The organism is Nocardioides pollutisoli (assembly GCF_040045055.1).
GTDB classification, from domain to species: Bacteria; Actinomycetota; Actinomycetes; order Propionibacteriales; family Nocardioidaceae; genus Nocardioides; species Nocardioides tweenelious.
In genome coordinates, this window is sequence record NZ_JBDZDU010000001.1 from 2,516,544 (window position 1) to 2,534,364 (window position 17,821).

Annotated in this window: 16 protein-coding genes and 1 tRNA gene; 12 read left to right on the plus strand and 5 right to left on the minus strand. The window is 71.8% G+C overall.

The annotated features are described in order from the left end of the window. Positions 1-56 precede the first annotated feature (56 nt). On the plus strand, positions 57-1,169 hold the full coding sequence (locus ABLE68_RS12315) for a sulfotransferase family protein (RefSeq protein WP_348871666.1): 1,113 nt from the start codon (positions 57-59) through the stop codon (positions 1,167-1,169). Next, entirely contained in the window at positions 1,169-2,029 is an 861-nt protein-coding gene (locus ABLE68_RS12320; RefSeq protein WP_348871667.1) for a sulfotransferase, read from the plus strand. Before ABLE68_RS12315 ends, ABLE68_RS12320 begins: the two co-directional genes overlap by 1 nt. Position 2,030: 1 nt before the next feature. On the opposite strand, the gene ABLE68_RS12325 is transcribed toward ABLE68_RS12320, so the two are convergent. The 4 genes from ABLE68_RS12325 to ABLE68_RS12340 all read right to left on the minus strand — a co-directional run bounded on the left by ABLE68_RS12325 (position 2,031) and on the right by ABLE68_RS12340 (position 7,456). After that, entirely contained in the window at positions 2,031-4,730 is a 2,700-nt protein-coding gene (locus ABLE68_RS12325; protein WP_348871668.1) for a stealth conserved region 3 domain-containing protein, read from the minus strand. Next, positions 4,727-5,590 (minus strand): hypothetical protein, encoded by an 864-nt coding sequence (locus ABLE68_RS12330; protein WP_348871670.1) that lies wholly within the window; start codon positions 5,588-5,590, stop codon positions 4,727-4,729. The genes ABLE68_RS12325 and ABLE68_RS12330 overlap by 4 nt, the downstream gene beginning before the upstream one ends. A 33-nt stretch (positions 5,591-5,623) precedes the next feature. Beyond that, positions 5,624-6,196, minus strand: coding sequence for a hypothetical protein (locus ABLE68_RS12335; RefSeq protein WP_348871671.1), 573 nt, complete (start codon positions 6,194-6,196; stop codon positions 5,624-5,626). A gap of 171 nt (positions 6,197-6,367) precedes the next feature. Next, entirely contained in the window at positions 6,368-7,456 is a 1,089-nt protein-coding gene (locus ABLE68_RS12340; RefSeq protein ID WP_348871672.1) for an ATP-dependent DNA ligase, read from the minus strand. Between the two features lie 65 nt (positions 7,457-7,521). On the opposite strand from ABLE68_RS12340, the gene ABLE68_RS12345 reads away from it, so the two are divergent. The 6 genes from ABLE68_RS12345 to ABLE68_RS12370 all read left to right on the plus strand — a co-directional run bounded on the left by ABLE68_RS12345 (position 7,522) and on the right by ABLE68_RS12370 (position 12,401). Further along, a complete protein-coding gene (locus ABLE68_RS12345) occupies positions 7,522-7,938 on the plus strand; it encodes an FAD synthase family protein (RefSeq protein WP_348871673.1) in 417 nt (138 codons plus the stop codon). After that, positions 7,935-9,542, plus strand: coding sequence for a class I SAM-dependent methyltransferase (locus ABLE68_RS12350; protein ID WP_348871675.1), 1,608 nt, complete (start codon positions 7,935-7,937; stop codon positions 9,540-9,542). Before ABLE68_RS12345 ends, ABLE68_RS12350 begins: the two co-directional genes overlap by 4 nt. Then, complete coding sequence (locus ABLE68_RS12355) at positions 9,539-9,793, plus strand: DUF6752 domain-containing protein (RefSeq protein ID WP_348871676.1); 255 nt, start codon at positions 9,539-9,541, stop codon at positions 9,791-9,793. Before ABLE68_RS12350 ends, ABLE68_RS12355 begins: the two co-directional genes overlap by 4 nt. A 48-nt stretch (positions 9,794-9,841) precedes the next feature. Beyond that, a tRNA-Gln gene (locus ABLE68_RS12360) sits at positions 9,842-9,920 on the plus strand. Between the two features lie 7 nt (positions 9,921-9,927). After that, positions 9,928-11,388: a bifunctional UDP-N-acetylglucosamine diphosphorylase/glucosamine-1-phosphate N-acetyltransferase GlmU gene (glmU, locus tag ABLE68_RS12365; RefSeq protein ID WP_348873267.1), complete on the plus strand. Its 1,461-nt coding sequence runs from the start codon at positions 9,928-9,930 to the stop codon at positions 11,386-11,388. Between the two features lie 32 nt (positions 11,389-11,420). After that, positions 11,421-12,401, plus strand: a complete 981-nt coding sequence (locus tag ABLE68_RS12370; protein ID WP_348871677.1) for a ribose-phosphate diphosphokinase — start codon at positions 11,421-11,423, stop codon at positions 12,399-12,401. Here the strand turns inward: ABLE68_RS12370 and pepN are convergent. Continuing rightward, positions 12,398-14,797: an aminopeptidase N gene (gene pepN, locus ABLE68_RS12375; protein WP_348871679.1), complete on the minus strand. Its 2,400-nt coding sequence runs from the start codon at positions 14,795-14,797 to the stop codon at positions 12,398-12,400. The two genes, ABLE68_RS12370 and pepN, sit on opposite strands and share 4 nt — an antisense overlap. A 168-nt stretch (positions 14,798-14,965) precedes the next feature. Between pepN and ABLE68_RS12380 the strand changes: the two genes are divergently transcribed. Genes ABLE68_RS12380 through ABLE68_RS12395 form a run of 4 tightly spaced genes read left to right on the plus strand, consistent with a single transcriptional unit; the run spans position 14,966 to position 17,718 of the window. Continuing rightward, positions 14,966-15,646, plus strand: coding sequence for a 50S ribosomal protein L25/general stress protein Ctc (locus tag ABLE68_RS12380; protein ID WP_348871680.1), 681 nt, complete (start codon positions 14,966-14,968; stop codon positions 15,644-15,646). Between the two features lie 35 nt (positions 15,647-15,681). Continuing rightward, on the plus strand, positions 15,682-16,281 hold the full coding sequence (gene pth / locus ABLE68_RS12385) for an aminoacyl-tRNA hydrolase (RefSeq protein ID WP_348871682.1): 600 nt from the start codon (positions 15,682-15,684) through the stop codon (positions 16,279-16,281). Positions 16,282-16,306: 25 nt separating this feature from the next. After that, positions 16,307-17,095, plus strand: coding sequence for a 3'(2'),5'-bisphosphate nucleotidase CysQ (locus ABLE68_RS12390; protein WP_348871684.1), 789 nt, complete (start codon positions 16,307-16,309; stop codon positions 17,093-17,095). Then, positions 17,092-17,718 carry an HAD family hydrolase gene (locus ABLE68_RS12395; RefSeq protein ID WP_348871685.1) on the plus strand — a complete coding sequence of 209 codons (627 nt, stop codon included), beginning with the start codon at positions 17,092-17,094 and terminating at the stop codon, positions 17,716-17,718. Before ABLE68_RS12390 ends, ABLE68_RS12395 begins: the two co-directional genes overlap by 4 nt. Positions 17,719-17,821 lie beyond the last annotated feature (103 nt).

Below are 17,821 nucleotides of genomic sequence, written 5' to 3' on the forward strand. Positions count from 1 at the left end.
CACGCGCGACCGTTACTGTTGGGCGTTGTTCGCCGCCGAAGTCCCGAGGAACCCCCGTGCCCGAGTCCGCTCCAGCCACCCGTGGCCGCCTCCTCGTCGTGACCGGATCGGGTCGCAGTGGCACCAGCACCGTCGCGGGCACCCTCAAGCGGCTGGGCCTCTACGTCCCGCAGCCCGAGATGCCGGCCGACGAGCGCAACCCGCGTGGCTTCTACGAGCCGGCCTGGGTCATCAACTTCCACAAGGGTCTGCTCGACTCCATCCCGACCCGGCCCAACGACGCGCGTCCGCTGGCCGCCGAGCAGATCCGTGAGGCCGCCGCGGCGCCCGAGGTGCGCGAGGAGCTGGCCACGTGGCTGGCCGAGCAGGTCGCGATCGTCGGGCCGGGCGGACAGCTGGCGATCAAGGACCCGACCACGTTCTGGGTGCACGAGCTGTGGAGCAACGTCGCCGCCGACCTCGACCTCGACCTCTCCTTCCTGACGATGCTCCGCCACCCCACCCAGGTCGTGCAGTCGCGGACGACGCACTACCACAGCGACAAGCCCGACGACTTCCGTCGAGCACGGCAGACCGCCAACCTCGCCGGGTGGGTCAATGCGGCGTACGAGACCGAGGTCGCGACCCGCGCCCACCCGCGCGCGTTCGTCAGGTACGCCGACCTGCTCGCCGACTGGCGCGGCGCCATGCGCCAGGCCGCAGAGCAGACCGGGGTCACCTACGACGCCGACCTGACGTCCACCGAGCACCACGACGTCGACGACTTCATCGACGTCAAGCTCAACCGTGCCCAGATCACCTGGGACGAGGTGGACACGATCCCGCAGCTGCAGGAGCAGGCGGTCGCGGCGTGGGGCGCCTGCGACGTGCTCGTCGACGCGCCGTACGACGAGGCCGCGATCGCGACCCTCGCGGAGATGCACGAGAGCTACGTCGCGCTGCACCAGTACGCCGAGGCGATCACGATCGACCACACGAGCGTCGCCGTCGCGCAGGAACGCCGCGCCGTGCAGGAGAGGCTCAGGGCGGCGCACGCCGAGAAGACGGCCGACCTCAAGAGGCGTCTCGACCGGCGCAAGCGTCAGGTCGCCGAGCTGGAGAAGCAGCTCGGTCGTGACGGCGGCGCCGAGGAGTCGACCGGCAGGTCCAGGCTCCCCTGGAAGCGCTGATGCCCGAGAAGACGTTCCTGCTCGGCGTCGGGGCCCAGAAGGCGGGCACCACGTGGGTGCACCACTACCTGGCGAGGTCCCCGCAGTTCGTGAAGGGCTACCGCAAGGAGTACCACGTCTTCGACAGCGTCGACCTCCCTGCCGAGCAGTGGCGAGAGCGCAACCTCGACATGGCGCAGACCGAGCTCGACCACCTGCGGAGCGGCGAGGCGGCCGACCCGGTGCACCTGCACCGGGCGAGCATGATCGCCGACCCGCGGTTCTACTACGACTACTTCGCCGGGCTGCTCCGCACCCGGCCGCGCATCCGGCTGACGGCCGACATCACCCCGGAGTACGCCCTGCTCCCGGTCGAGCGGCTCGAGGAGATCCGCGACGCGTTCGCGGCGCGCCGGGTGAGGACGGTCGCGATGTTCCTCATGCGCGACCCGGTCGACCGGATCTGGTCGCAGATCCGGATGCAGGAGGGCCGGTTCCCCGGCCGCTTCCCGGCGCCGGCGAACGAGATGGTCGGACGTCTCTACGCCGACCCGCTCTTCGAGCCGTGGTCGCGCTACGAGGTCACGTTGCGCAACCTCGATGCCGTCTTCGCCCCGGACGACCTCGTGCACGGGTTCTACGAGGAGCTCTTCGACGTCGAGCAGGTGCGTGAGATCTGCCGGGTCGTCGGCATCGACGCCCACGAGCCCGACTTCGACCGCAGGTCCAACGTCTCGGCGGCCCGGGGCGTCGACGCGCTGCCGGACGACGTGGTCGAGACCGTCGCCACGCACCTGCGCGCGACGTACGAGGCCGTCGCCGACCGGTTCCCCGACCGGGACCTGCGCACCCTCTGGCCGAGCAGCCGCTTCGTCCTCTGACTCAGTCCGAGCTCTCCCACGGCGCCGGCACCGGCACGTAGCCCTCGAAGAAGTCGCCGAGCACCTGCTGCAGCGCCTCGGGCTTCAACGAGTGGTCGTGGTTGTCGGCGAGGCAGAGGACGTCCTGCTCGCGTTGCATCACCTTGCGCAGACGACGTGGCAGGTCGCTCGCGCTGAGGTCGACGTAGAGGATCTCGCCCTCGCCGACGACGGCGGTCCCGGTCAGCAGGCCGTAGTGCTGAGCGAGGGACGACGCCATCGACACGTCCGTGTCGGAGCGGAAGGGTGACCGGGTCGTGCGGGCGACGGCTTCGGGGAAGCGTCGCTCGATCTCCTCGAGCACCGAGCGTCGGAGGGCGTACGGCGCGTGGGAGAGGCTGCTCGTCGACACCGCGCCGAACGCCTCGCGCAGCAGGGCCCGGTTGTTCCACGCACCCTTGAGCCAGGGGGCTGCACCCGGCAGGTCGTCGAGGCCGATGGCGCGCCCGGAGAGGAAGACCCTGGTCTGGCCGGCCGCCGTGAAGAACATCTGGGGAGCCAGCGGGCGGCCGAGCAGGAAGTCGTCGTTGAGGTAGACGAAGTGCTCGGCCAGGTCCGGGATCGCGTGGAGGCGGCTCTCGATGGCGTGCGAGTTGAAGGTCGGGAGCGCGTCAGTGGGCAGGATCGCGGCGTGGTCGACGACGTTCACCTGCGGGTGGTCGACCAGCCAGGCCGGGACCTGTCCGGCCGTGACGAGGTGGATCCGGCGGACCCACGGCGCGAACAGGTGGACGCTTCGCATCGAGTAGCGGAGCTCGTCGCGGTTGATGAAACGGGCCCGGCCGCTGGACTCCCGGGTGGTCGGCGTACCGACCATCGTCGCGAGGCGCTGCTCGCGGGCGGCGTTCCACGCCGGGTCGCTGCCGTCGACCCAGGTGTAGACGACGTCGATGGGGAGGGTGCAGTCGAGCACCGTCGGCTCCGCCATCAGGGGGAGCGTCCGGACGGCGACGCCCTCGATCTCGACGGGCACCGTGGGGGTGCCGTGCGGGACCGTCAGCGTGAAGGGGTTGTCGCCGGGCGCGACCAGGTCGCCGTCGGGCCCGAGCTCCCAGAACTCCACGTCGACGCGGCAGCCCTGGGCGAGCAGCGTCGGCATCCCCTGCCACGTGGGCCAGGGCTCCAGGCTCACCCGGGACCCGCGCTCGTCGGCGAGCAGGGGCGCCAGGTCCGCGATCGCACCCCGCCGCTCGGGCCAGCCGTGGCCCGCGGTGTCGACGAGGGTCAGGTCGGCCGGGGCGCCCTGTGCGCCGAGCTCGGCGAGGAACCGCGCCCGGGCGGGCATGGGGACGACGACCACCGGGGCCGGTGCGTCGTGGGCCGGCTGGACGAACCACGTGTCGCTCGCGCGGGCGGCGCACGTGGTCGCCCAGCCCAGGGCCAGGGCCCGCGCGGCAGCAGGGGTCAGGCCGGGACGCGGCTCGACCTCGAGCACGGCTGGCCCCTCGCGGTCGGTCAGCTCGACGGCTCGCTGCAGCAGGCGACCGCCCGGGCCTGCGGACCGTCGCTCGATGGCGGCCTCGAAGATCTCGACCCACCGCCGGGCGATCGCGTCTGCGGCGAACGCCCGCGAGGAGGCGAGGGCGTTGCGGCCGAGCCGGTTCCGCAGCTCATCGTCGGTCGTGAGCCGGAGCAGGGCACTGGCCAGTCCGGAGACCGACTCGGGAGCGACGAGGAGCCCGTCCACCTCGTGGTGGATCAGCTCGCGGGCACCGACCGGCGCGTCGTACGCCGCGACGGGGACCCCTGCCGCCATCGCCTCCTGGACGACGAGCGGCAGGCCCTCGCTCCGCGAGCTGAGCGCCGAGACGCTGGCCCGTGCCCATTCGCTCGGCATGTCCCTGCTCTGCCCCGGCAGCTCGACGCGGTCGTAGAGGCCGAGCTTGCGGATCCTGCGGACCAGGGTGATCCGCGCCGGTCCGGCGCCGAGGATCCGGAGCCGCCAGCCCGGGATCTGGTCCGCGATCTCGGCGAACGCGTTGATCAGCCTGGTGAAGCCCTTCTCGTTCACCAGTCGGCCGGCGCCGACGATGACCTTCGTCTCGAGCGTCGAGCGGGGCTGGTAGCCCTGCGGGAGCGGGTGGGGCACGACGACCGTCGTCGGCGTCAGCCTGCCGAGGGCCTCCGTGAGCCAGTCGGCGGCGCTGGGCGTCAGCAGCGCGACCACGTCGGCCCGTGGCGCGAAGGCCAGCAGCGGCTCGAGGCCGTCGACGCGGTCGGACGGCGCCCCGTGCTCCTGGTGGACGACGACCGGGCGATCGGGGAGCAGCTGGACCGCCAGGGCGAGCAGCCCCGGCGTCACGGTCACCACGACGTCGACGTCGAGCGTGGGCAGGCGGTGCTGGAGACCGACGTCGGTCAGGGCGGTGAACTGTGCCTCCCAGCGCTCCGGGACCAGGAGGGACGGACAGCCGTCGAGCCGGGCGGCGAGGGCGTCCTCGACGATGCCGGGAGCCCGGGGCGCGTCGGGGTCGGAGAGGTCCACGAGGTGCTCCACCTCGACGCCGGCCCGGATCGCGTGGTGCGGCTCGGGCTCGCGTCGTACGACGCTCACGATCGTGGCCTGGTGACCGGCGTCGACCAGGGCGTTGGCCTGGGTGACGACCGAGCGCGCGGTGCCGTCGGGACCGTCGATGCCGGGGACGAGGAACGCGATCCTCATGCGTCGTCCCTGGCGTCGAGGTCGGCGTGGTGCAGCCGGAGGTTGCCGCGGGCGCTGAAGCGCAGCCGGGCGACGACCCGGTCGCCGTCCTCGTCGGTCAGCATCGGGAGCAGCGCGGTGGTCTGGTCGTCCAGGCGCACGTCGGCGTGCCAGCGGGTGACCGGGACGAAGTCGTCGGGGTCGCCGAGTGCGACGCGGTAGCCGCCGGGTCCGGGGAGGTGGGCGCTGGTGAGGGTGCAGGAGAAGCCGTGCTCGGTCGCCTCGGTCGCGAGGCGCGCGACGGCCTGCCGGTCGCTGTCGACGAGGATCAGGTCGGCGTGGTCGCGCCCCGCTCGCTCGCAGGTGATGGTGACGCTCCCGTGGCCGGCCGACACGGACAGCAGCCGGGAGGCCGGAGGTGTCGCGGTGCGGCGTACGCGCACGACCAGCCCTGGCTCGGCGTCGACCACGAACCGCCAGCGGCCGTCCGGGGTCGTGTCCGCGCGCGACGGGCTCTCCGGGTGCGGCTCGGGCCCGAGCACGGGCAGCGGGTCCGAGCCGTCGCGCGGTCGGACGACCACCTCGAGCTCGGCGCCGTGCTCCTCGGGGAGCAGCGTGGTGAGCAGCCAGCGGACCGAGCGGACACCCGGCTCGTGGGCGCCGTGGTCGGACGGCAGGTCGCTGTCAGGATCGACGATCTCCCCGCCGGCCCGGCGCAGCGCAGGCACGCCGGCGTCCGCCTCGACCGCGAGCCACAGCCGCTCGCCGTCGAGGACGCGGGCGTAGACCGCCTGCGGTCCGTTCGCCGGGCTCCGCCCGAGGTCCCGGGCGGCGCGCGCCGCGGTGCGCGCGCGGCCCTCGAGGCGTTGCGTGATCTTCACCGGACAACCTCTCCCGGACGGCGGGACATCCGGTCAGAGACCCGTGATGCCCTCTTCGCCGTACGCCTCGGCCTGCTCGTCGAAGGTCTCGTGCTCGAGCAGGTGCAGGATCGGCACGCCGAGCTTGCGGCGGGCCTTCGAGGTCCAGTCGAGGTGGAAGAACTCCGAGACGACGTGCGGGCGGGTCAGGATGATCGCCTCGCGGCCGTCGACCTCGGTGAGCTTCGCGGCGAGCGCGTCGATGGGGGGTTCGGCGACGACCTGCCCGACCGCCGTCGCGCCGCTGGCCCGTAGTGCGGCGAGCGTCTCGCCGAGCTCGGAGTTGGAGCGGTCCTCGCAGTCCTTGCGCACCGCCTGGAGGTCGGCCTCGCTCATCGGCGTCGTCGGGGAGGCCAGCATGTCGCCGGCCGTCAGCGACCCCATGGCCGACTCGATCCGCGCCGCGGCGTCCTCGAGCGGGAGCAGCACGTGGTAGGTCACCGGCACGTCCAGCCCCTCGTGCAGCGAGTGCACCTGGGCGGCGTCCTGCACGGTCAGGGCCTGCTCGATCAGGAGTACGACGTCGTAGCGGTCGCCGGACGTCTCGGGTGCTGCGTTCTCCGACATGTGTGCCTCTCTCAGTCGACGCCCAGGATCCTAGTGCCCTCCACGCAAGGCCGTGGCGCGCTCCGCGCGCCCATGGCACGCACGTCGCTGCGTTGGCGTGACCTGAAGGACATCCAGTGATCCAGCGCCACGCCGCCTTGCGCCGCCCGCACCCTGACCACGCCTACCGCACTACGCCCGTGCGCGTAGGACACTAGCGAGGTCGTAGGAGACAGGTTCCTCCAACTGCTCGTAGCCGCACGACTCGGGGTCGCGGTCGGGCCGCCAGCGCTTGAACTGGGCGGTGTGCCGGAAGCGCCGGCCCTCCATGTGGTCGTACTTCACCTCGAGCACCCGCTCGGGCCGCAGCGGCGTGAACGACAGGTCCTTGCCCTGGCTCCAGCGGCTCTGCGTGCCGGGCACGCGGTCCGGGTTGGCGGTGAGGAACTCCTGCCAGCGTCCCCACGGGTGGTCCGCGATGTCGACGACCAGCGGCTGCAGCTCCTCGATCAGCTCCGCGCGCCGCGCCTCGGTGAAGCTCGCGCTCACCCCGATGTGCTGCAGCTCGCCGTCGGCGTACAGGCCGAGCAGGAGGCTGCCGAGCAACGGTCGCTCCGGGGTGCTCGTCTTGTGCTCGCGGTAGCCCGCGACCACGACGTCGGCGGTCCGCTCGTGCTTGATCTTCAGCATCGTGCGGGCGTTCTCCTCGTACGGCGTGCCCAGCGGCTTGGCCACCACGCCGTCCAGACCCGCGCCCTCGAACTCGGTGAACCACTCCTCGGCGACCGCCGGGTCGGTCGTGGTCCGGGTGAGGAAGCACGGCCCCGTCAGCCCACCGAGCGCCCCCTCGAGCGCGGCTCGTCGCTCGGCGAACGGCCGGTCCACGTAGGACTCGTCCCCGAGAGCCAGCAGGTCGAAGGCGACGTACGACGCGGGCGTCTTCTCGCTCAGCATGTCGACCCGGGACGCGGCCGGGTGGATGCGCTCCTGCAGCACCTCGAACTCCAGGCGCTCGCCGATCGACACGAAGAGCTCGCCGTCGAGCACGCACCGCTCGGGCAGCTGCTCACGGATGGCGGCGACCACCTCGGGGAAGTAGCGCGTGAGCGGCTTGGTGTTGCGGCTGGTCAGCTCCACCTCGTCGCCGTCCTTGAAGACCAGGCAGCGGAAGCCGTCCCACTTGGGCTCGAAGCTCAGCCCGCCGTACTTCTCCGGGTCGGGCACGCCCTTGACGGCCTTCGCGAGCATCGGTCGGACCGGCGGCATGACGGGGAGTTCCACGTCGAGAGGGTAGGTCGTGCGCTAAAGTTCAGTAAAACACTAGACAAACTAGAAACGAGGGCTCGATGGGTCCGTTGGTCGGCTACGTGCCCGGTGTCTTCGACCTCTTCCACGTGGGACACCTCAACGCCCTCCGGCAGGCGCGTGAGCACTGCGACGTGCTGGTCGCCGGCGTCGTGTCGGACGACGTGTGCGAGGCGGTCAAGGGCGTGCGCCCGTTCGTCCCGCTCGAGGAGCGGATCGCGATCGTCGACGCGATCGGCATCGTGGACGCGACGTACGCCGAGCACACCACCGACAAGCTCGACGCCTGGGAAGAGGTCGGCTTCCGGCTGCTCTTCAAGGGCGACGACTGGCGCGACACCCCGAAGGGGCTGGAGCTCGAGCGACGCCTCGCCACGGTGGGCGCCGAGGTCGTCTACTTCCCCTACACCCTGCACACCTCGAGCACCCAGCTCCGCCGCGTGATCGCCGCGTCGTGACCCAGGTCCTGGCGGCCACCGCCGACACCGTCACGGTCAGCGACGAGGGCCTGCACCTGCGCGGTGCGGGTCGCGAGCCGCTGGTGCTCACGTTCGACGGCCGCTACATCTGGGCCTTCTCGCCGGCCCGCGACGGACGGCCGCAGGGGAGCGGGATCCTGGTCGCGTGGCCGCCGGTGCTGCGCCGCTTCCTCTTCGGCCGGGTCCGGGTGCGGGTCGCCGACGTCGCCGGCAGCCGGGTGCTCGTCGACCGCGAGGTGGTCCTCGGGGGCGCGACCGGGCCGGACCGGGTCGCGGTCGTCGACCCGCAGGGCCTGCCGCTCGCCGTGGACAAGGTCGGGCACCTCTGCCGTGCCTTCGAGGCGACCGACGACGGGGTGCGCTCCGAGATCCTCGCCGGCACGAGGCGGGCGATCGACGACCTGCGCGACGCCTGCGGCGTCGAGGCCTACCTCAACTACGGCGCGCTCCTCGGCGCCGTCCGCGACGGGCAGATGATCGCCGCGGACTCCGACACCGACGTCTGCTACCTGAGCCGGCACTCGTCGCCCGCCGACCTGATCGCCGAGTCCTACCGGATCGAGCGGACGATGCTCCGGCTCGGCTGGACCCTGCTGCGGATGTCCGGTGGCGACATCAAGCTGCTGCTCCCGTTGAGCGACGGGCGTCAGTGCCACATCGACGTGTTCGTCGCCTTCCACCTCGACGGCACCTTCTACCAGCTCGGCAACCGCAGCGGCCGGCTCGCGAGGTCGGCCGTCCTGCCGGTGTCGACGATCGAGCTGCACGGCGTCGAGTTCCCGGCCCCTGCCGATCCCGAGGCGATGCTCGCGTTCGTCTACGGCCCCGGCTGGCGGACCCCGGACCCGTCCTTCCGCTACGCCGACCCGCTGCCCGGGATCCGGCGGCTCGACGGCTGGCTGCGCGGCTTCCGCACCGACATGGGCCGGTGGACGGAGTTCTACCAAGGTCCGGCGCCCTGGAAGCTGCCGGCGCGGAGGTCGTCGTTCGCCCGCTGGGTCGAGCGCCAGGTCCCTCGGGGCGCGGCGATCGCCGACATCGGCTGCGGCACCGGGCGCGACGCGCTGTGGTTCGCGAAGAAGGGGCACCCGGTCCGGGCGTTCGAGTTCTCCCGGGCGGCGCGGGGCGGCGTACGCCGGGAGGCGCGGCGTCGCGGTCTGGCGGTGGACGTGCGGATGCTCATCCTCAACGAGCTCCGCACCGTCCTCCTGGCGGGAGCCGAGCTGGCGCGCGATCCCCACCACCTCTACGCCCGTCAGCTCCTCGGCAGCATCGACGACGTCGCCCGCGCCCAGCTCTGGGTCCTGAGCCGGATGGCGCTGCGCGGTGGCGGCTGGATGTTCCTGGAGTTCAGCGCGGTGACCGACCGGCCCGCGCCGCCGGACCCTGCGCCGGCGGGGCTCGTCCGCCGCCTCGACCCGGAGCTGATCGCCCGCGAGATCGAGGACGCCGGCGGCGTCGTGGAGAAGAGCCGCACCAGCCCGGGCGTCGACATGCTCGGGCATTCCGACCCGGCGGTGTGCCGGATGCGAGTCAGGTGGCCTGGTCCCTCCAGGTCGCTCAGCGAGAGGAACGAACCGTGACCAACCCCGTCGTCACCGGTGCCCAGGCCCGGGTCCGGCTGCTCCAGGACCGCTACCGCCGCGCGCGGCGGCGTACGTTCGGCGTCCGCGCCCGCCTCGTCGCCCTGGAGGCCGAGGTGCAGGAGAACCGGCAGCTCAACCGGCGGATCGCCGAGCTCACCGACGTGGTCGCCGAGCTGCTCGTCCCGGTCGCCGACCGTGACGAAGACCGGGTGCGGGAAGTGCTGGCGGAGTACCGCGCGAGCATCTGAGGCGCGACGGGCCCTAGTCTTTTCCATCTGTCCCCCTGAGGGATGCATTCCCCGGTTGGTCTGCCGGCAGGGCCCGCCTGACTTTGAATCAGGACTAGCGACGTAGGTTCGACTCCTACCCGGGGAGCGTGAGCATGGAACAGACGGCCGGGCTGACCGTGATCGTGCTGGCCGCCGGCGGCGGCACCCGCATGAAGTCCAAGACCATGAAGGTGCTGCACCCGATCGCGGGCCGCAGCATGATCGGTCACGTCCTCGCGGCCGCCCAGGTCCTGGAGCCCGAGCGCGTCATCGCCGTCGTGGGCCACCAGCGCGAGGCGGTCGGCGCGCACATCTCGGAGCTCTACCCGGACGTCGTCCTCGCCGTGCAGGAGGAGCAGCGCGGCACCGGCGACGCCGTCCGCGCGGCCGTCGAGGCGGCCGGCGGTGTGACCGGCACGGTCGTCGTCGCGTACGGCGACACCCCGCTGCTCCGGGGCGAGTCGCTGCGCGCCTTCGCAGCTGAGCACGACGCCGCCCAGCGCGCGGTCTCGATCCTGAGCGGGATCGTGGCCGACCCGTTCGGCTACGGACGGGTGCTGCGCAACGAGGAGGGCGACGTCGAGGCGATCGTCGAGGAGAAGGACGCGACCCGCGCCCAGCGCGAGGTCCGCGAGATCAACTCCGGGATCCTGGCCTTCGACGCCGAGTTCCTGATGGCGGCCCTGCCCCGGCTGGGCAACGACAACTCGAAGGGCGAGTACTACCTCACCGACACGATCGCCCTGGCCCGCGAGGACGGCCTGACCGTCGGCGCCCACCCGATCGACGACGTGATGCAGACCGAGGGCGTCAACGACCGGGTCCAGCTCGCGAGGCTCGGGGCCGAGCTCAACCGCCGGATCGTCGAGGGCTGGATGCGCGAGGGCGTCAGCGTGATGGACCCCGCGACCACCTGGATCGACGCCGACGTCGTGCTCGCGCCGGACGTCACGATCCTGCCCGGCACCCAGCTGCTGGGTGCGACGGTCGTCGCGACCGACGCGGTGATCGGGCCGGACTCCACGCTCAAGGACTGCGAGGTCGGCGCCGGCGCCCGCGTCGTACGCACCCACGGCGAGCTCGCCGTGATCGGCGACGAGGCGAACGTCGGTCCCTACTCCTACCTCCGCCCCGGCACGAACCTCGGCGCGCGCGGCAAGATCGGCGGCTTCGTCGAGACCAAGAACGCCGTGATCGGCGACGGGGCCAAGGTGCCGCACCTGTCGTACGTCGGCGACGCCGAGATCGGCGAGGGCGCCAACATCGGGGCCGGCACGATCTTCGCCAACTACGACGGCGTCGCCAAGCACCGCACGAAGGTCGGCAAGCACGCGAAGACCGGCTCCAACAACACGTTCGTCGCTCCCGTCGAGATCGGCGACGGCGCCGGCACCGGGGGCGGCACCGTCGTGCGTCAGGACGTCCCGCCAGGAGCCCTGGCCGTGTCGGCCGGACCGCAGCGCAACTTCGAGGGCTGGGCCGTCGCGAAGCGGCCCGGCACCCCGCAGGCGGAGGCCGCAGAGGCAGCGATGGGCACCCGTCCGGACGACGACGACGACGTGGCAGAATCCTGAGTGAACAGCCGGCGACCGAGGAGCAGCACACCGTGACCGGATACAAGAAGACCACCGAAAAGAATCTGATGGTCTTCAGCGGACGGGCTCACCCCGAGCTCTCCGAAGAGGTCGCCACCCTGCTGGGCACCGACCTGGTCCCGCAGTCGGCGTACGAGTTCGCGAACTCCGAGATCTACGTCCGCTACGAGGAGTCGGTCCGCGGCTGCGACGCCTTCGTGATCCAGAGCCACACGGCTCCGATCAACGAGTGGATCATGGAGCACCTGATCATGGTCGACGCCCTCAAGCGCGCGTCGGCGAAGCGGATCACCGTGGTCATGCCGTTCTACGGCTACGCCCGCCAGGACAAGAAGCACCGCGGCCGCGAGCCGATCTCGGCGCGGCTGATGGCCGACCTGTTCAAGACCGCGGGTGCCGACCGGCTGATCACCGTCGACCTGCACGCCGACCAGATCCAGGGCTTCTTCGACGGCCCGGTCGACCACCTGATGGCGCTGCCGATCCTGGCCGACTACGTCCGGGAGAAGTACGGCAACCAGCCGCTCGCCGTGGTCTCGCCGGACGCCGGCCGGATCAAGGTCGCCGAGCGCTGGTCGGCCCGCCTCGGCGGTGCCCCGCTGGCCTTCATCCACAAGTCGCGGCGCATCGACCGGCCCAACGAGACCGTCGCCAACCGCGTCGTCGGTGACGTGACCGGCCGCATGTGCGTGCTCGTCGACGACATGATCGACACCGGCGGCACCATCGTGAAGGCCGCCGAGGCGCTGATGGCCGACGGTGCGGCCGGCGTGATCATCGCCGCCACCCACGCGATCCTCTCCGACCCCGCGGTCGACCGGCTCAAGAACTCCCCGGCTGACGAGGTCGTCGTGACCAACACGCTGCCGCTCAACGCCGACCAGCAGTTCGACAAGCTCACCTGCCTGTCGATCGCACCGCTCGTCGCGCGCGCCATCCGCGAGGTCTTCGAGGACGGCTCGGTCACCTCGATGTTCGACGGGCACGCCTAGGCGAGGTCGTCGCGCCAGTCGTCCCACTGCCGGCGGAGCACGGTCGGCAGGTCGCCCGCGAGCGCCTCGTCGAGCAGGGCGAGCTGCGTCTCGGTGAGGACCAGCGACGGCCGGGCGCGACCGACCACCTGGGCGAAGGCCTGCACGCGAGCGGCCCAGCCGGGAGCCTCGCGCAGGTAACGCTCGACGTACGGCGCCACCAGGTCGGGACGCTCCGGGTCCCACAGGCCCGAGAGGGCCGCGACGAACACGCGGTTGTCGACGGCCGGGTCCGACACGAGCGCCCAGGCTGCCTCCTTGGCGACCGGGTCCGGCCGGGCGGCGAGGGCCGCGACCGCGCCGACCTCGGCCTCGGTGCCGGGTCGGCGGGTCCGCTCGGTCTCGATGTCCTCCGCCCCGATCGCGCCCAGGGCGGCCAGCCGCTGGACGACGCACCAGCGCAGCACGGGGGAGAGGGGCAGGCCTCCGACCGCGTCGGTGTCGAGCCATCCGCGCAGGGCCTCGGCGTCGGTCGTCGTGGCCGCGAAGCCGGTCGCGAAGGCCAGCGCCAGCTCGGGCGTCGTCGCGTGCAGCAGCCCGGTGCTGCAGGCCGCCGCGACGGTCTCGAGGAAGTCCGGGACCGAGCCCGCGTCGACCCGCGTCGGCAGGACGCGCAGGAGCGTGCGGTTGAGGACGGCCGTCACCAGGGTCGCGCTGCGCTCGCCGGGCAGGTGCTGCCCGACCAGCTCGGCGTACGCCGTCGCGTCCAGGGCCCGGGTCTGCACCCGGTCGAAGAGCATCGTCCAGAGCACGGCCCGGACCAGGTCGTCCTCGACCCGGCACAGCCCCTCGGACGCCGCGGTCCAGGACGGCTCGTCGAGGACGATCCGCGCGAAGGTCTCGCCGTGGCTGTTGGGCACCACCGCCAGTCCGGCGTACGCCGGGAGCGCGACCGGGTCGCCCGCCAGGTCGACGAGCTCGCTGCCGACCGGGACCCAGCGGTCGTCGTACGCCGTGACGCGGATCCGGTGCGGGCGCACGCCGTCGCGGTGGAGCACCGGGACGTCACCGTCGCGCTCGACCCGGATCGTGTCGAAGCCGGTCCGCCGCAGCCAGACGTCCACCCACTCGCGCACGTCACGGTCGGAGGCCTCGTCGAGAGCCGCCTCGAAGTCGGCGAGCGTGGCATTCGCGAAGCGGTGGCGCGTCAGGTAGGTGTTCACGCCGCGCAGGAAGGTCTCGTCGCCGAGCCACGTCACCAGCTGCCGGAGGACGGAGTTGCCCTTGGCGTAGGAGATCGCGTCGAAGATCGTCGCGGCCGCGTCGACGTCGGGGACGTCCCCGGGGTCGGGCGCGATCGGGTGGGTCGAGGGGCGTGCGTCGGCGTCGTACGCGTCGGGCTTGCGACCTGCCTCGTGGCCGAGCAGGGCGCCGGTGACGCCGACCGCGTCGGCGGCGACCCGGTAGCCCATGTAGTCGGCGAAGCTCTCCTGCAGCCAGGTGTCCTCCCACCAGGTCATCGTCACCAGGTCGCCGAACCACATGTGCGACATCTCGTGGGCGATCACGGACGTGCGGAACATCCGCACGTGCTCGGGGACGGTGCCGCGAGGGAGGAACTCGTCGCGGTAGGTGACGCACCCCGGCATCTCCTGGGCGCCCCAGTTGAGGCCGGGCACGAACACCTGGTCGTAGGAGTCGAAGGGGTAGGGCTCGTCGAAGATCTCGGCGAAGTGGTCGTAGCAGCGCTCGGTGATGTCGCGCAGCTCGTCGGCGTCACGGTGCAGCTCCTCGGCGAGCGACGCGCGCGCGTGCCAGCCGAACGGCAGCCCGGCGTGCTCCCACCGCACCGACGCCCACGGGCCGGCGGCGGCCACGACGAGCGCGACGGGGATGGGCGGGGTCTCCGCGAACTCCCAGTGCCCGTCGCCGCTGACAACGGTGGCGCCGTTGGCGAGCACGGTCCACGACGGGTCGGCGTCGACGCTCAGCGCGACCGGTGCCTTCAGGTCGTTCTGGTCGAAGCACGCGAAGACCTTCTGGGCGACGTCCATGCCCAGGTAGGCGCTCACGTAGGTCTCGCCGTCGGCCGGGTCGACCATCCGGTGCATGCCGTCACCGTCGGTGACGAGCGGCAGCCGTGCGTCCACGACGACCTCGTGGCGCCCGTCGAGCCCGGTCAGGTGGATCCGGCGGCCGTCGTACGCCGGGGAGAAGGGCGTCCCGTCGAGGGTGACCGTGAGGTCGGTGGCCGCGGTCAGCTCGAGGAAGGTGTCGGGGACCGAGGACCTGAAGCGCACCGTGGTCCGGCAGCCGAAGCCGCCGCTCCCGGGGTCCGTCAGGTCGAGCGCGACGGCGTACGAGATCTCGGACAGGGCCGCCGCTCGTGCGCGGGCTTCGTCGAGGGTGAGGCTCACGATTCGACCCTACGGGTGCCTGCCGTCTAGTCTGTTGCAGTTGCCTCGGCGAGGGAGAGTCCCCGACTCTCCGTGATCGACAGGGCTGGCTGATCCTCACGGGTGTGCCGCCGTCGTGCCGAGGCCCCGAGACGTTGAACAGTCAGCATCACTGAGGAGAGCAGCCGCATGAGCACCGAGAAGATCAAGGCCGAGACCCGCACCGAGTTCGGCAAGGGCGCTGCCCGCCGCATCCGCCGCGAGGACAAGGTTCCCGCCGTCATCTACGGCCACGGGAACGACCCCATCCACGTCACCCTGCCGGGCCACGCCACGATGATGGCGCTCAAGCACGGCGGCGCCAACGCGCTGCTCGAGCTCGACATCGACGGCAAGACCCAGCTCGCCCTGACCAAGCAGGTCCAGGTCGACCCGATCAAGCGTCACCTCGAGCACGTCGACTTCGTCGCCGTGGTCAAGGGCGAGAAGGTCACCGTCGACGTCCCGGTCCACCTGGTCGGCGAGGCTGCTCGCGAGACCCTGGTCGTGACCGAGAACGCCACGATCCAGCTCGAGGCCGAGGCCACGCACATCCCCGAGTTCATCGAGGTCGACATCGAGGGCGCCGAGGCCGGCACCCAGATCCACGCCTCCGACCTCAAGCTCCCGTCGGGCAGCACCCTGCTCCTCGACCCGGAGGCGCTGATCGTCAACGTCACCCAGCAGCAGTCGCAGGAGGCGCTGGAGGCCGAGCTCGAGGAGGCCGAGGCCGAGGCCGGCATCGAGCGCGAGGAGTCCGACAACGACGTCGACGAGGTCGGCGCCGAGGACGAGGCCGGTTCGAGCGACGAGGCCGCCACCGAGGAGTGATCCTCCACCTGTTTCGTAGAAAGGGCCGGGATTCCATGACCGACTCCACCACCCCCGTGTGGTTGGTGGTCGGGCTGGGGAATCCCGGCCCTTCCTACGCCGGCCACCGCCACAACATCGGCTACCTCGTCGTCGACGAGCTGGCCACCCGCCTCGGCTCGCCGTTCAAGGCCCACAAGTCGGGACGGGCCGAGGTCGTCGAGGGACGGCTCGGTACGCCGGGGGCGCCCGGGCCGCGCGTCGTGCTGATGAAGGCCCGGTGCTACATGAACGAGCTGGGTGGGCCCGTCAAGCAGCTGGCCGCCTTCTACAAGGTGCCGCCGGAGCGGATCATCGCGATCCACGACGAGCTCGACATCCCCTTCGACACGATGCGGGTCAAGCTCGGCGGCGGCGACAACGGCCACAACGGCCTCCGCTCGATGCGGTCGTCGCTCGGCACCGGAGACTTCCACCGGGTGCGCGTCGGCATCGGTCGCCCGCCCGGGCGTCAGGACGTCGCCGACTTCGTGCTCTCGAACTACTCGTCGACCGAGAAGAAGGTCCTGCCCTTCCAGGTCGACACCGCTGCCGACGCCGTCGAGACCCTGGTCACCGACGGTCTCGAGCGGACCCAGCAGCGGTTCAACTCCTAGGGCGACACCTGGATAGGGTCACCCCATGACCTTCGTGCCCGGAACGCCCCCCGCTGAAGCCGCCACCGACGACCACGTGCTCGCCACCTGGCTGGCGACGGTCGCGGGGGAGCGTCTGCTCGAGGTGCGCGGCGAGGGTCTCGAGGGCCGGGAGCTGAAGGACGCCGGCGACCGGGCTGCTCACGAGCTGCTGATGGGCCTGCTCGCCGAGCACCGTCCCGACGACGCCGTCCTGTCCGAGGAGGGCAAGGACGACAAGGCCCGGCTCGAGGCCAGCCGGGTGTGGATCGTCGACCCGCTCGACGGCACCAGGGAGTTCTCCGAGCCGCCGCGCGACGACTGGGCCGTCCACGTCGCCCTGTGGCAGGACGGCGACCTGGTGGCCGGTGCAGTCGCCCAGCCGGTGCTCGGCGAGACCTTCAACACCGGCCAGCCCTCCGTCGTACCCCCCAGCAGCGCAGCGCGCCCGCGGATCGCGGTCTCCCGCAGCCGCCCGCCGGAGTTCGTCACGGTGCTGGCCGAGGAGATCGACGCCGAGCTCGTGGCGATGGGCTCGGCCGGCGTGAAGGTGATGTCCGTCGTCCGCGACATCACCGACGCCTACGTGCACGCGGGGGGTCAGTACGAGTGGGACTCCGCGGCCCCCGTGGCCGTCGCCCGTGCGGCCGGCCTGTTCACCTCGCGGATCGACGGGACGCCGCTCGAGTACAACCAGGACGACGTCTACCTGCCCGACCTGATCGTGTGTCGTCCCGAGCTCGCCGAGCGCATCGTCGCTTTCGTGAAGGAGCACGGAGTCACCTCCGCCGGATGACCCGCGACCAGATCCGCCACGTGCTCCTGGACGCCGACGAGGTCGTCCAGCACCCCGGCCGGTGGGACGACTCCGCTGCGTCTGTCACCGCACGGCTGACGCCGGAGTTCCTCGCCGACATCGGTGAGCTCCAGCAGCCGGGACTGCGTGGGGAGATCGACGTCCTCGAGGCGTTCGACGCGCTCGCCCGACGCCACGGCATCGACGCCGTCCCGTCCGTCCTGGTCGCCGCGATGTGGGGCTCGATCGTCGTCGACCCGGCGTCGCTGTCGCTCGTCGACGAGCTGCGCGCCGCGGGCTACGGCGTCCACCTGGGCACCAACCAGGACACGCACCGGGCGCGCTACATGCGCGAGACCCTGGGCTACGACGACCTCTTCGACATCGGCGTCTACTCGTGCGACATCGGCGTCGCCAAGCCCGACCCGGCGTACTTCCAGAAGGCCGTGTCGTTGATCGGCGCGCCCGCCGAGACCGTCTTCTTCGTCGACGACAAGCAGGCCAACGTCGACGGCGCCCGGTCCGTCGGCCTGGTCGCGGAGCGCTGGGAGCTGGCCGAGGGCCACGAACGGCTGCGGGGTCTCCTCGCCGAGCACGGGATCCTGCGCCCCAGCGACAGATAGTCCATCCGGGCCATGCCGGATGGCCCGATCGGATGGTTCTCCCACGCCACCACGCCTGAGGCGTGGTGGCGTTGCGCGTTTCGCTTGACCGCGTCGTCGATAA

What these genes read in the sequence shown, in the direction of transcription:
- ABLE68_RS12325 (WP_348871668.1), bottom strand. Translation starts at nt 4,730, where the DNA reads ATGAGGATCGCGTTCCTCGTCCCCGGCATCGACGGTCCCGACGGCACC.
- ABLE68_RS12345 (WP_348871673.1), top strand. Translation starts at nt 7,522, where the DNA reads ATGGGTCCGTTGGTCGGCTACGTGCCCGGTGTCTTCGACCTCTTCCAC.
- ABLE68_RS12335 (WP_348871671.1), bottom strand. Translation starts at nt 6,196, where the DNA reads ATGTCGGAGAACGCAGCACCCGAGACGTCCGGCGACCGCTACGACGTC.
- ABLE68_RS12390 (WP_348871684.1), top strand. Translation starts at nt 16,307, where the DNA reads ATGACCTTCGTGCCCGGAACGCCCCCCGCTGAAGCCGCCACCGACGAC.
- glmU (WP_348873267.1), top strand. Translation starts at nt 9,928, where the DNA reads ATGGAACAGACGGCCGGGCTGACCGTGATCGTGCTGGCCGCCGGCGGC.
- ABLE68_RS12380 (WP_348871680.1), top strand. Translation starts at nt 14,966, where the DNA reads ATGAGCACCGAGAAGATCAAGGCCGAGACCCGCACCGAGTTCGGCAAG.
- ABLE68_RS12320 (WP_348871667.1), top strand. Translation starts at nt 1,169, where the DNA reads ATGCCCGAGAAGACGTTCCTGCTCGGCGTCGGGGCCCAGAAGGCGGGC.
- pth (WP_348871682.1), top strand. Translation starts at nt 15,682, where the DNA reads ATGACCGACTCCACCACCCCCGTGTGGTTGGTGGTCGGGCTGGGGAAT.
- ABLE68_RS12395 (WP_348871685.1), top strand. Translation starts at nt 17,092, where the DNA reads ATGACCCGCGACCAGATCCGCCACGTGCTCCTGGACGCCGACGAGGTC.